The 13,600-nt window shown below is 52.3% G+C and carries 11 protein-coding genes; 1 reads left to right on the top strand and 10 read right to left on the bottom strand.

What is annotated here, in order from left to right; genetic code table 11:
- Position 1 precedes the first annotated feature (1 nt).
- The 5 genes from AC4IC4_RS20720 to AC4IC4_RS20700 form a co-directional block, all read right to left on the bottom strand.
- Positions 2 to 1,183, bottom strand: a complete 1,182-nt coding sequence (locus AC4IC4_RS20720) for an amino acid ABC transporter permease (RefSeq protein WP_090418923.1) — start codon at positions 1,181 to 1,183, stop codon at positions 2 to 4.
- A 67-nt stretch (positions 1,184 to 1,250) separates the two neighbouring features.
- Positions 1,251 to 2,276, bottom strand: a complete 1,026-nt coding sequence (locus AC4IC4_RS20715) for an amino acid ABC transporter substrate-binding protein (RefSeq protein ID WP_024906309.1) — start codon at positions 2,274 to 2,276, stop codon at positions 1,251 to 1,253.
- A gap of 473 nt (positions 2,277 to 2,749) precedes the next feature.
- Entirely contained in the window at positions 2,750 to 2,971 is a 222-nt protein-coding gene (locus AC4IC4_RS20710) for a lipoprotein (protein ID WP_008502867.1), read from the bottom strand.
- A gap of 304 nt (positions 2,972 to 3,275) precedes the next feature.
- Entirely contained in the window at positions 3,276 to 6,389 is a 3,114-nt protein-coding gene (locus AC4IC4_RS20705) for an efflux RND transporter permease subunit (RefSeq protein ID WP_024906310.1), read from the bottom strand.
- 11 nt (positions 6,390 to 6,400) lie between these two features.
- Positions 6,401 to 7,540: an efflux RND transporter periplasmic adaptor subunit gene (locus AC4IC4_RS20700; RefSeq protein WP_491471813.1), complete on the bottom strand. Its 1,140-nt coding sequence runs from the start codon at positions 7,538 to 7,540 to the stop codon at positions 6,401 to 6,403.
- A 387-nt stretch (positions 7,541 to 7,927) separates the two neighbouring features.
- Here AC4IC4_RS20700 and envR point away from each other — a divergent pair, with 387 nt between their 5' ends.
- On the top strand, positions 7,928 to 8,647 hold the full coding sequence (gene envR, locus AC4IC4_RS20695; RefSeq protein WP_024906312.1) for an acrEF/envCD operon transcriptional regulator: 720 nt from the start codon (positions 7,928 to 7,930) through the stop codon (positions 8,645 to 8,647).
- Here the strand turns inward: envR and AC4IC4_RS20690 are convergent.
- The 5 genes from AC4IC4_RS20690 to AC4IC4_RS20670 all read right to left on the bottom strand — a co-directional run bounded on the left by AC4IC4_RS20690 (position 8,563) and on the right by AC4IC4_RS20670 (position 13,483).
- On the bottom strand, positions 8,563 to 10,644 hold the full coding sequence (locus tag AC4IC4_RS20690; protein ID WP_024906313.1) for a putative bifunctional diguanylate cyclase/phosphodiesterase: 2,082 nt from the start codon (positions 10,642 to 10,644) through the stop codon (positions 8,563 to 8,565). The two genes, envR and AC4IC4_RS20690, sit on opposite strands and share 85 nt — an antisense overlap.
- Positions 10,645 to 10,783: 139 nt before the next feature.
- Positions 10,784 to 10,948, bottom strand: a complete 165-nt coding sequence (locus AC4IC4_RS20685) for a DUF2556 family protein (RefSeq protein ID WP_024906314.1) — start codon at positions 10,946 to 10,948, stop codon at positions 10,784 to 10,786.
- A gap of 178 nt (positions 10,949 to 11,126) precedes the next feature.
- Entirely contained in the window at positions 11,127 to 11,423 is a 297-nt protein-coding gene (gene fis, locus AC4IC4_RS20680) for a DNA-binding transcriptional regulator Fis (protein WP_000462905.1), read from the bottom strand.
- A 23-nt stretch (positions 11,424 to 11,446) separates the two neighbouring features.
- Positions 11,447 to 12,412 (bottom strand): tRNA dihydrouridine synthase DusB, encoded by a 966-nt coding sequence (dusB, locus tag AC4IC4_RS20675; RefSeq protein WP_023309409.1) that lies wholly within the window; start codon positions 12,410 to 12,412, stop codon positions 11,447 to 11,449.
- Positions 12,413 to 12,742: 330 nt separating this feature from the next.
- Complete coding sequence (locus AC4IC4_RS20670; protein ID WP_048991384.1) at positions 12,743 to 13,483, bottom strand: carbonic anhydrase; 741 nt, start codon at positions 13,481 to 13,483, stop codon at positions 12,743 to 12,745.
- Positions 13,484 to 13,600: the final 117 nt, after the last annotated feature.

Raw genomic sequence — 13,600 nt, 5'->3', positions numbered from 1 at the left:
CTTAGCGCTCGACCAGTGCTATACGACGGTTATAAAGGTTCATCAGCAATGAAATCACCAGGCTGATGATCAGATAGACAGACATCGTGATGGCGATGGTTTCAATGGCTTGTCCGGTCTGGTTAAGCACGGTTCCGGCGAAAAGTGACACCATATCCGGGTAACCAATGGCAGCGGCCAGCGACGAGTTTTTGACAATATTGAGATACTGGCTGGTGAGGGGCGGGATGATGACCCGTAAAGCCTGCGGAATGATGACCTGGCGAAGCGTCACGGTATGGGGTAATCCCAGCGAGCGTGCCGCCTCGTGCTGTCCGTAAGGTACGGCCTGGATCCCGGCACGGATAATCTCTGCGATAAACGCGGACGTATAAATCGACAGCGCCAATGTCAGCGCTGCCAGCTCGGGAATTAATACCATCCCACCCTGAAAGTTAAAGCCACGCAGATGGGGAATGTCCCAGTGCAGCGCAGCCCCAAACAGCCAGTGTGCCAATAGCGGGAGACTAACGATCAGGACGACTGCCGTTGGCCAGGTTCTACGAAGCTGACCGGTTTTGATCTGGTGCTTGCGATTAAAACGAAATACGCCAACAGAAAGAGCAAGCGCCATCACAATCGCGCCAATGAAAGCGTACAGCCCTTCACCCGTCTGAGGAGAAGGAATGGACAACCCACGGTTACTCAGGAAAAACAGCTCAAACGCGTCGACGGCCTGACGAGGGCCGGGAAGGTTGCGCAGTACGGCGAAATACCAGAAGAAGATCTGCAGGAGCGGGGGGATATTGCGGAACGTCTCGATATAAACAGTCGACAGTTTCCGCAGCAGCCAGTTTTCAGAAAGACGTGCCAGACCAATAAAGAAGCCCAGTATCGACGCGAAGACGATACAAAGCGCCGATACCAACAGCGTATTCAGTAAACCGACCACGAACACGCGTCCATACGTGTCACCTTCCTGGTAATCAATAAGGTGCTGAACAATGCCAAACCCCGCGCTGCGATCTAAAAACGCGAAACCGGAGGTAATGCCACGATTATTCAGGTTGGTAATGGTGTTATGGATGAGATACACGGCGATGAGAACAACCGCAACAATAGCAATAATCTGGAATAGCCAGGCGCGGACCGCGGGATGAGAAAAGGATAGCGATCCTTTTACGGCTGAGCGGCGATGGGACATAAAGAAACCTCAGTAACCATGACTCTGGAGAGGGCACTGCCTGAGCAGTGCCCGTTACAGCTATGACTTAACGTACCGGTGGTGCGTACTGAATACCGCCGTTGTTCCAGAGATTGTTCTGGCCGCGTTTGATCTTCAGCGGGCTTTCCGATCCCACGTTGCGCTCAAAGATCTCAGAGTAGTTGCCCACCTGTTTGATGATGTTGTAGGCCCACTTGTTATCCAGCTTCAGATCCTTACCGAAATCACCTTCTGTACCGAGCAGGTGTGCCATATCCGGGTTGGATGGCTTAGCGGCTTTCTCATCAACGTTTTTCGAGTTGATGCCCATCTCTTCTGCGTTCAGCATGGCGAACAGCGTCCAGCGAACAATGGAGAACCAGTCTTCATCGCCACGACGTACGACCGGTCCGAGAGGTTCTTTGGAGATCACTTCAGGCAGAACAATCCATTCTGCCGGGTTGCTCAGCTTAATACGTAAGGCATACAATTGTGACTGGTCAGAGGCCAGCGTGTCGCAACGGCCGGACTCCAGCGCTTTGGCCGACTCATCCGAGCGGTCGAATGTCACTGGGGTGTATTTCATGTTGTTTGCTTTGAAATAATCCGCGACGTTCAGCTCGGTATCGGTGCCCGCCTGGATACAAACGGTGGCACCATCCAGTTCCTTAGCGCTTTTCAGGCCTGCTTTATTGTGGGTCAGGAAGCCGATACCGTCATAATAGGTCACGCCCGTGAATGACATACCCATCCCTGCGTCGCGGGAGGACGTCCAGGTGGTATTACGGGAGAGCATGTCGACCTCTCCGGACTGCAGCGCCGTAAAGCGTTCTTTCGCCGTCAGCGGGGTGTATTTTACTTTGCTGTCATCACCAAAAACGGCGGCAGCAACGCCACGGCAGACGTCCACATCGATACCGGTAAATTTGCCGTTCGCATCGGCATAAGAGAAGCCAGGCAAACCGTCACTGATACCGCATTGAACAAAACCTTTCTTTTTAACGGCATCCAGTGTCGTTCCCGCATGGGCTTGACCGGCTACGGCAAACAACATGCCTGCAGCGGCCAGGCTGGCTATCATCGTCTTTTTCATAATGCATCCTGTGTGGCGAAATTTATCGTTATAGAGGCGTTTTTAAACGCTTAACCTGTCTGTGGCTTTGGCCAACGTTTATAAAGCAAACGTAATGCCAGTTTTGCGTTCGACAAAATAAGAGACGAGTGAACGCTTAATGCTGAGTGTAGACAGGCTTAAATAAAACGAGCGCCCTGAAATGGTGCGAAATTACAACCTGTGCCACAAATCGGAGCAAAAGTTATGCGTCGGGTCAGGAAAAAAGGGAGATAGTTTCCAGAGTGAATATTGGCAGAGTATTCAATAATATTAATGTGTGAAAATCATCACGATAGAATAAGTAATTTGAATGAGTATGCGAAAAAGCTGTGACTGACTTCAGGCTTAGATTAATTACGTGAATAAATACGGGGCTATTTTTTTACTTATTTGAAAATACTGCACTCATTAAAAGCAAAAGCGCGGCCAGAGCCGCGCTTTCTCAACAGATGTTACTTCGTCAGGGCAACAATACCCAGCGTCAAACCCGCTACTGCGGCAGCACCGCCAGCGATAGCACCCGCAGTTTCCCAGTTATCCTGGGTGGTGCCTTTCATACAGGTATTGGTATGAACCAGTCGGCCCTGGTCATCGTAAACCGGTACACATGGAGAGTCGTGCGCGCAACCAGCCAGCAGCGCAGCGAGAAGTGCAACGGAAATGAATCTTTTCATGATGTTACCTCAGTATTATTTCTCATCCGCTATAAAGCCAGGAGGGCTATTAACGAACTGGAGGTTATTTTACCACCGGGGTAAGTCCTCGTTACACGAGGAATAATCTCAAATTATGTAGTTTGTAAAAATCGTGGAGAAAAATCGGTTTCAGGAGGAATTAATGGAGACATTATGGAGCTGCAAGAGACTGTTTTTACTTAATGCAAATCATCATGTTTTTAACACTGCCTTTATGTAAAGCGTAATTCATTGTTTATGTTAAAAATAAAAAAGGCACCAAAGGTGCCTTTTCGGGGGAATATTACTCTTTATGGTGAGTAAACCGTCGCCGAACAACCACAAAGAAGACGGGCACGAAGAAAATCGCCAGAAGCGTTGCGGAAAGCATTCCCCCCATAACGCCCGTACCGACGGCGTTTTGTGCACCGCTCCCGGCACCGGAGCTGATCACCAGCGGCATGACGCCAAGGATAAAGGCCAGAGACGTCATCAGGATCGGTCGAAGGCGCATCCTGGAAGCTTCCAGCGTGGCTTCAATAATGCCTTTGCCTTCTTTCTCCATCAGGTCTTTAGCAAATTCGACGATCAGGATGGCATTTTTCGCCGATAAACCAATCGTCGTCAGCAGGCCGACCTGGAAATAGACGTCATTGTTTAACCCGCGCAGCGATGCTGCGAGAAGCGCCCCAATGACCCCCAGCGGTACAACCAGCATAACGGAGAACGGAATGGACCAGCTTTCATACAGCGCTGCCAGACACAGGAACACCACGATCAGCGAAATGGCGTACAGTGCAGGCGCCTGGTTACCCGAGAGCCGCTCCTGATAGGACATTCCCGTCCAGTCATAGCCGATGCCGGAAGGCAGTTTTGCCGCGAGACTTTCCATCATAACCATGGCCTCACCGGTACTTTTACCCGGGGCTGATTCACCGAGGATCTCCATAGAGGGCATCCCGTTATAGCGCTCCAGGCGAGGTGAACCATAGACCCAATGAGCATTGCTAAAGGCAGAGAACGGGACCATTTCCCCATTCGCGCTGCGCACGTAGAGGTTGTTAATATCGCCTGGCAACATACGGAATTTGGCGTCGGCCTGTACGTAGACCTTTTTCACGCGCCCATGATCGATAAAGTCGTTCACATAGGTGCCACCTAATGCTGTCGAAATCGTCTGGTTGACGTCAGAAAGGCTGACGCCCAGCGCCTGGGCTTTCTCCTGATCGACATCCAGTTTGAACTGAGGCGTATCTTCAAGACCGTTAGGGCGCACGCGAACCAGCAGATCAGGGTGCTCTTTCACCATGCTGAGCAGTTGGTTACGCGCCTGCGTCAGTTGGGTATGCCCCAGGTTAGCCTGATCGATCAATTCAAAGTCGAAGCCCGTGGCGGTACCCAGCTCAATAATTGCAGGCAGGTTAAACGGGAAAACAAGGCCATCTTTAATCTGACTGAAGGCTTTCGTCGCGCGGCCCACAATGGCTTCGACACCATTTTCCGACCCCGGGCGCTCCTCCCAGGGCTTCAGGCTGACGAATGCAATACCGGAGTTCTGACCCTGGCCGCTAAAGCTAAAGCCGTTTACGGTAAAGACGGATTCAACGTTCGCCTTCTCTTTGTTCAGGTAGTAGTCCTGAACCTGGTCGAGGACCTGCTGAGTACGCGTCTGGGTTGCACCTGCCGGGAGTTGAACCATCGTCATAAACACCCCCTGATCCTCTTCGGGCAGGAAGGAGGTGGGTAGGCGCAGGAAGAGTACCGCCATCCCACCGACAATAATGACGTACACCACCAGATAGCGCCCTGTCTTACGCAAAATACCGCTCACGCTGTTGCTGTAGTGCTCCACGCTTTTATCAAAGAGCGCGTTAAACCAGCCGAAGAAGCCCCCTTTTTTCTCATGATGGTCGCCGGATACGGGCTTAAGCAACGTTGCGCAGAGTGCGGGCGTCAGGATGAGCGCAACCAGTACGGACAACGCCATAGCGGAAACGATAGTCAGCGAGAACTGGCGATAGATCGCCCCCGTCGAGCCGCCAAAAAAGGCCATCGGAATAAAGACCGCCGAGAGCACCATGGCGATCCCGACCAGTGCGCCCTGGATCTGCTCCATCGACTTCTGCGTAGCCTCTTTCGGCGGCAGCTTGTCCTCGACCATGACACGTTCGACGTTCTCAACGACTACGATAGCGTCATCGACCAGCAGACCTATCGCCAGCACCATGCCGAACATCGTCAGGGTATTGATGGAGAAACCAAACGCCGCCAGAACCGCAAAGGTGCCCAGCAGAACGACCGGCACCGCGATAGTCGGGATGAGCGTCGCCCGCAGGTTTTGCAGGAACAGGTACATGACCAGGAAGACGAGAACGATCGCTTCAAACAGGGTCTTCACCACTTCGTGAATGGAGATTTTCACAAAAGGCGTGGTGTCATAGGGATAGACAACTTTCAGCCCCTGTGGGAAGAACTGCTGCAGCTGCGCCAGCTTGCTTTTGATGGCTGCCGCAGTGTCCAGCGCATTTGCCCCGGTTGCCAGCTTAATTCCCAGACCGGTTGCCGCCTGCCCGTTGATTTTAGTGACCATGTTGTAGTTTTCGCCGCCCAGCTCAATACGAGCCACGTCCTTCAGATGAACCATCGAGCCGTCCTGGTTCACCTTGAGCGTCACGCGGCCAAACTCTTCCGGTGATTTCAGGCGGGTTTGCGCGATGATCGAGGCATTCAGCTGTTGCCCGGGAATGGACGGCGTTCCGCCCAGCTGGCCTGCCGCTATCTGATCGTTCTGGGTTTTCAGCTGGTTGATAATATCCAGCGGCGTCAGCTGGTATTTGTTCATCGCGTTGCTGTCGAGCCAGATGCGCATCGCATACTGAGCGCCAAACAGCTGAACGTCACCAACACCAGACGTTCGGCTGATGGCATCTTTGACGTTTGAGGCGACATAGTCAGAGATGTCATTCTGCGTAAGGTTTTTGTTGTCTGAAACAAAACCGGCGACCAGCAGGAAGCTGCTGCTGGATTTCTCCACGCCAATCCCTTGCTGCTGAACCTCTTGCGGCAGCAGCGGCATGGCGAGCTGCAGCTTGTTCTGCACCTGCACCTGAGCGATGTCCGGGTCGGTGCCTGACTCGAAGGTCAGGGTGATGGTGACGTTACCCGCTGAATCGCTGGTGGAGGACATATACATCAGGTTATCGATACCGTTCATGTTCTGTTCGATAACCTGGGTCACGGTATCCTGCACCGTTTGAGCGTCCGCTCCCGGGTAGGTCGCGGATATCGCCACGGCGGGAGGGGCGATAGTCGGATACTGTGCGACCGGAAGTTTGAGAATGGCCAGCCCGCCTGCAATCATCAGGATGATGGCAAGTACCCAGGCGAAAACCGGTCTCTGAATAAAGAAGTTAGCCATGTCGTCGTCCCTTAACCGGCTGGAGTCGTGGTGGTATCCGGCGTGGCGACGACGGTTACCCCCGGTCTGACTTTCTGTAGCCCGCTGACAATCACGCGGTCACCGTTTTTCAGCCCTTCCGTCACCAGCCAGCGATCGCCAATTGCCTGCGTGGCGACGACGGTACGCGACTCAACCTGGTTTTTATCGTTCACCACCAGGACGGTTGCATCACCTCGCGGTGTGCGGGTCACGCCTTGCTGGGGAACCAGAATCGCATCCGGCTGAGTGCCTTCATCAATGCGGGCGCGAACAAACATGCCGGGTAACAGCATATGCTGAGGGTTCGGGAAAATGGCGCGCAGGGTAATCGAGCCGGTACTTTCATCGACCGTGACGTCAGAGAACTGCAAGGTGCCTTTCAGCGGGTAGGGCTGCCCGTTCTCCATCAGTAGCTCAACGCTGCTGGCGGTATCGCCTTTTTGCAGGCTCGTCTGTTTCAGGCGCATAAAATCATTACTGGACTGGGTGACATCGACATAAATCGGATCGAGCTGCTGGACCGTTGCCAGCGCTGAGGCCTGTCCGTTCGTCACAAGTGCCCCTTCAGTCACGCTGGATTTCCCGATACGACCATCAACAGGAGAGGTCACTTTGGTGTAGGCAAGGTTGATACGTGCGCTTTCAACGCCAGCTTTCGCGGCAACCACGCTGGCATCTGCCTGCTGAGCCGTCGCCACGGCCTGGTCATACTCCTGCTTACTGACATATTGGGTGCCTACCAGCGGGAGATAGCGTTTTACCGTCAGGTGCGCAATATTGGCCGCCGCCTGAGCCTTCGCCAGTTCGCCTTTCGCGCTGTCATAGGCTGCCTGATAGGTCGCAGGATCAATCTGGTAAAGTGACTCACCCGCTTTTACATCGCTACCTTCCGCGAAGTTGCGGCGAAGGATAATGCCGCTAACCTGAGGACGAACCTCCGCAACGCGAAATGCATCTGTTCTGCCCGGGAGTTCAGTGGTGACAGCCAGAGGTGCGCTTTTCACAATGTGCACGCTGACCTGAGGCGCCTGCAGGTGTTGTTGTTGATTTTCCTGACCATCGCATCCAGTGAGCAGTACCGCGCAGACAATGAAACCGGATAAGGGCAAGCGTCTGAAATGATTCGTCATTACTGTTCCTTTAAATACCCATTAACCGATATATGCCGCGAACCGGTAGCTGGGGCAGAGGGATAAAAAATAAAATGTAGCTGCGTATAATAATGAGGGTATTTAATGTTTTTTAATTTATAAGTGCGAATGACCATGCTTCTGGAGAAAATCAGAATCAGACCTGGTCCATTCCGGGATATACTTCAGGCATGTTAATCAGGTAAATGGGGTTTATGTTGTTTGGTTATTCATCCCGTCAATTTAATTGGCTCGATGTATTTGTATTAATTATAAATTAAGAGAGGTGACTTTTTTTGTGCAAAATTAAAACGGATTTTAGTGAATACTTACATTTGCATGAACGCAATATTACCTTTAAACCTTGTGAGTAACGAGTAGTTGCCTATGGCGCGTAAAAAGAAAGAAGAGGCTCAACAAACCCGGCAGCAGCTGATTGAGGCGGCTATAGGACAGTTTGCGACGCGTGGCGTAGCCAGTACGACGCTGACGGATATCGCTGATGCTGCAAAGGTGACGCGCGGCGCGATCTACTGGCACTTCACCAGTAAATCAGAAATATTTAATGCCATCTGGGAACAGCAATTACCGCTTCGCGACATTATTCGTGACAGGCTTTCCCTTTCCGATAGCGACGACCCATTGTTAAAACTTCGTGAGCAATTTATTACTGCGCTGCAGTATATTGCCCGTGAACCCCGGCAATGTGCGCTTTTACAAATTCTGTATCATAAGTGTGAATTTAGCAGTGATATGATTTCAGAGCGTGAAATCAGAAACCGCATTGGATTCAATGATGACACGCTACGCGCCACGCTGGAGACCTGTATTTCGCAGAATATCATTTCGCCAAAGGTGAATGTTGATCTCACCTTGATTGTATTCCACGGTTTTTTTAGCGGAATAATTAAAAACTGGTTAATGAATAACGACAGTTTTAATCTTTATCAGCAGGCTCCCGCTCTGGTTGATAGCATACTGGCGACACTCCCTGTCATTCGCGTGTCGCCTGATGAGGATGCTTACAGCTCAGCGCCAGGTAACATTTCCCCTCGGGCACAAAGTGCTTCTATGGTCTGCGCGCTGGTGGGTTTACCTAACAGATAACCCTGAAGGGTGTTACAGCCCAGCTCGGTTAAAAAGGCTTGCTGTGCTTCGGTTTCTACACCTTCTGCCACGACCTTCAGGTTAAGTGTTTTAGCGAGGGCCACAATCGCTGAGACAATAGTGGCATCCTCGCTTTCGCCGCTTAGCTCTTTCACAAACGCCCTGTCGATTTTCAATTCACAGGCCGGTAACCGCTTGAGATACAGCAGGCTCGAATATCCGGTGCCAAAATCATCAATGGAGGCCTTCACGCCCGCATCCGTTAGCTCTGTCAGCACCCTTACGCTCTCATCCGGGTTGCTCATCGCCGTGGTTTCCGTCACTTCGAGGATCAACATTTCCGGTGGCACATGGTGAAGAGCCAGGCAGTCGAGAACCGTTTTCACCAGCGAAGGTTGTTCAAACTGCAGTGTCGACAGGTTTACCGCCATTGACCAGCTTTGATGCCCCTGAAGATGCCATTCCCGCAGCTGGCGACAGGCTTCATTAATCACCCAGTTGCCAATGGGGATGATCAGCCCCGTTTTTTCCGCCAGCGGCAGAAAAAGCTCCGGCGTCAGTAACCCCTGCTTAGGATGCTGCCAGCGCAATAACGCCTCGAATCCGAGGACAGGACCCGCGGGGGCGTGAAATTTTGGCTGATACAGCAGGCGCAGCTCATTGCGATCGATCGCCATCCACAGATCGTTCATTAACTGGAGATGGGTCTGCGCCAGGGTGTTCATAGAGGGCTGGAAAAAGTGGTAACCGTTACGGCCCATATGCTTCGTGTGATACATCGCCGCGTCGGCGTTAAACATCAGCTCACGCTCAGTTTTGCCGTCGTGAGGGTACAGTGCGATACCAATGCTGAGAGTCACCACCAGTTCATAGGGGCCGAGATTGAACGGGCTATCGATCGCGCGGACCAGCGAATTTGCCAGCGATGCCGCGTCGTCCGGACCTTCTCCCTCTGCCAGCAGAACAAACTCATCACCGCCGATACGTGCAAGGGTGAACTGGCCTTTCAGGAGAAGCAGCAGACGCTGCGTAACGGCGACCAGCAGCCTGTCACCGACATCATGGCCGTAGGCGTCATTGATGGCTTTAAAGCCGTCGAGATCCATGAACATCAGGGCAAAGTGATTCCCTTCACGATCGGCTTTGCTGATGGCCTGATCGAGTCTGTCTTCCAGCAGGATACGATTGGGCAGACGCGTCAGGGTATCGTGCAGCGCCAGTTGAGCGAGTTCCCGGTTAGCTTCTGCCAGCGACGAGGCCAGAAGGGCGGTACGTGCCTGAAGGCGGGCATCCAGCATCGACACCAGCAGGGTAATCCCAAGAATAGAGAGGGCGACAACGCTGACCAGCACCGCCAGCCAGCTCCCGTTAATCCCCTCATGATGAACCATTGTGGACATGGGAAACTGCGCCGCTTTCATCCCGGCATAGTGCATACCGGCAATGGCAATCCCCATCGTGATGGCGGCCCCCATGCGCATCAGCACGACCTGTGCGGCTTCGCGACGCAGGCGGAAGGTCAGCCATAGTGCCGCGAGAGAAGCGGCAAGCGCAATCGCGACCGAAATGGCCACCCAAACCTTGTCCCAGATTATCCCCGGCATCACTTCCAGCGCCGCCATGCCGGTGTAATGCATAGCAACAATACCGCTCCCCATCACCAGCGCGCCGGGCAGCAGTCGGCGCAGGCGTAATTGCTCGCAGCTCACGAGCCATAGCGCAAACAGCGACGAACCCACGGCGATGACCATGGATAACACCGTCAGGGTGGCGTTGTAGCTCATGCTCATGGAGAGGTCCATCGCCAGCATGCCGATAAAATGCATCGCCCACACGCCAATGCCCATTGCAATACCGCCCCCAGCCAGCCAGACGCGGGCAGCGACGCCCTCACTCCCGGCGACGCGTGCAGCCATGTTCAGCGCGGTATACGCCGCAAGGATGGCAACAACAAAGGAGAGGACGACAAGGATATGGTTGTATTGGCTGACCAGCATGGACGGTTCTACTCGAGTGTGGGGTTACGCTAGAGCGGTTGAGAAGGGCGAGACATTATCACCGTCAGGTAATGGCTCAAAGGGATTTAAATCCCCGTTTTTAGTGGGTAATAACGGGGCGATTTGCGCAATCGGGCGGTTAGTCGAGCTCGGAGCAGTTCACAAGTTTCAGCGGATTGACGGAGTTCATATTGCGACACTTATCGGTTTCGGTACTCATCAGTTCAATCCACTGCATCAGGAGTGCATCGAAAATGAGAACGGAGATTGCAAAGACAATCAGCCACCAGTATTTACGAATCATTGTGTCATTCCGCGAGAAGAGCGCCTGTAGGATGGGGAAAAATATACACGAAAAACCGTGGTTTAAAAGCGGGAGAAGCGAAGGTTTACACTGCGTTGACGGAGAGGTACAGGTAATAAAAAAGGCGCTTCCCCATGCCGAAGAGCGCCTTTTTAAACAAGCATTTAACTGACTAGTATCAGTTCATGCCGTATTTTTTCAGTTTCTTACGCAGAGTACCACGGTTGATACCCATCATCAGCGCAGCGCGGGTTTGGTTACCGCGGGTGTATTGCATCACCATGTCCAACAGTGGCTGTTCAACTTCAGCCAGTACCAGCTCATACAGGTCATTAACATCCTGACCGTTCAGTTGAGCAAAATAGTTCTTCAGTGCCTGTTTAACCGAGTCACGCAGGGGCTTTTGAGTTACCTGGTCCTGAGAGTTAACGGTAGAAACGGTCAGTACGTCAGAATTTACGCGTTGTTCGAACATAGTTCTGTCAGCTCTTTATTTCATTACGCAAGATTTTCGAAGTATGCCTCCAACGCCTCCAGCTGTACGCTGGCATCCTCTATGGCGTTGAATGTGCGCCGAAACTGGTCATCTGGAGCGTGCTCCTGGAGATACCAGGAGACGTGTTTACGCGCAATTCGGTACCCTTTTGCCTGACCGTAGTGGTCATGCAGTTCCCGAACATGCGAACAAAGCAAGCGCTTAACCTCTGCCAGAGGCAGCGGGGCAAGCAGCTCCCCAGTGTCCAGATAATGCTGGATTTCCCGGAAGATCCAGGGTCTTCCCTGAGCGGCACGTCCTATCATCAGAGCATCAGCTCCCGTATAGTCGAGTACAGCTCTGGCTTTAAGCGGGTCAGTTATGTCGCCATTCGCGATAATCGGAATGGAAACTTTCTGCTTAACTGCCCGAATGCTGTCGTATTCAGCTTCACCGTTGAACAAACAGGCGCGAGTGCGTCCATGAATGGTCAGGGCCTGAATGCCACAGTCTTCGGCCAGTTGGGCAATCTCTACACAGTTACGGTGTTCCGGCGACCAACCCGTGCGAATCTTCAACGTAACAGGAACGTCCACTGCGCTGACAACCGCCGTCAGGATAGCTTTCACCTGGTCGGGGTATTGCAGAAGGGCTGAACCTGCAAGCTTGCGATTCACCTTTTTGGCCGGGCACCCCATATTGATATCAATAATCTGGGCACCACTTTCCACGTTAATCCGCGCGGCATCTGCCATCTCTTCAGGCACGCTTCCGGCAATTTGCACGGTGCGAATACCTGGTTCATCAACGTGCACCATCCGAAGGCGGGATTTATCGCTTTCCCAAACCTGCGGGTTAGACGACATCATCTCGGATACGGTTAAACCGGCTCCCATCTCATAGCACAGCGTCCTGAACGGCCGGTCTGTAATACCTGCCATAGGGGCTGCGATCAGGCGATTTCTAAGCTGGTGGTGTCCGATGCGCATGAGTTAAGAAATGACCATACTGTGACTGCAAGGCGGCGTATATTACGCATTTTTTGCACGAGATGAAAGGCCAAACTTTGAACAATCCACTGTTGTAGATCAAGGAATCGCCGCTCAATCTTTCCGTTCAAAATTATTCATTATTTAAATCATTATGTTATACGAGAATGGTTATTTTATAGGCGCTTACAATTTCCCGTAACTTCTCATCATTTCTGAATAAATGCTTCGATGAAGCGGGATAATCTGCTGTTTTTAGCAGCAGATTTCCCCACTTCTTTGCGATCTGCGTCGCATTTTAGAACATGATCGTCATGCGAAAAATGCGTCTTATTCGACCACAACGCGCCCGTGCAGCGACTGTACCGGACGGTTATTATCGTGATGCATGGTATGAGTAAATTTCTCAAGCTGTTCTGCTGAGAGGGTTAACGGCTGTTTGAGCACGATCCAGGTGACCCCTTCAGAACACGGTGGCGTGGTCAAGGAGCCGCTAAAGCGCCAGTAAGTTTTCACCTTTGGCAGCAGTTTGTTCAGGTTGAGCTCCTTCTCAATCGATACATTCTGTTCAGCCTGCTGAGGCATCACACTCCACAGCTTTTCCAGCTCGGGATTCGCAGCACCGTTATCAAACATGACGGCCACCACGGCCAGCTCACCCGCGCTGTTTTTATGTACCAGATGCATCTCCATCGCGTACTTCTTGCCATGCACGGTGTTTTCGCTCGGCGCATGGAAGTGGAACTGCTGTAGCGTCCAGGTTTGCTTGTCCAGGGTTATCGTGTTGCGGGTATCTGCTTTTTCGCTGGCCTGAATGGTATGGCCATTGTTTGTCAGCCCGACAGGGCCATCAATGTAGTGCGTTTTAAGCGGAGGGAGATGGGCGTTAGCGGTCGAATCAATATTAATTGGAGACTGGTTCATCCCGCTTTGACAGGTCTTGTATGCCTCGTCCAGCTCGCCCCAGTGTTCCGGCGAACCTTCCCCTTCGTAGCTCCAGTGTGATGCAAATGCTGAAGCCGAAACCATGCTCAGCGCCAGCAGCGCTGCCTTGCCTGTAATGTGTTTCATCATATTCTTCCGGTGAATTTTTATAATACAAATCAACATGATTTGTGTGGTTATTTTACCGAAGAATGGCAGAGGGAGAGAGAACAATCAGAGGGTGAAAGGCGTGGTCAGATGACC

The organism is Enterobacter sp. Taxon_2, from assembly GCF_058355295.1.
Note: the sequence above shows the minus strand (reverse complement) of the source record. Positions and strands in the feature narration are given on the sequence as shown.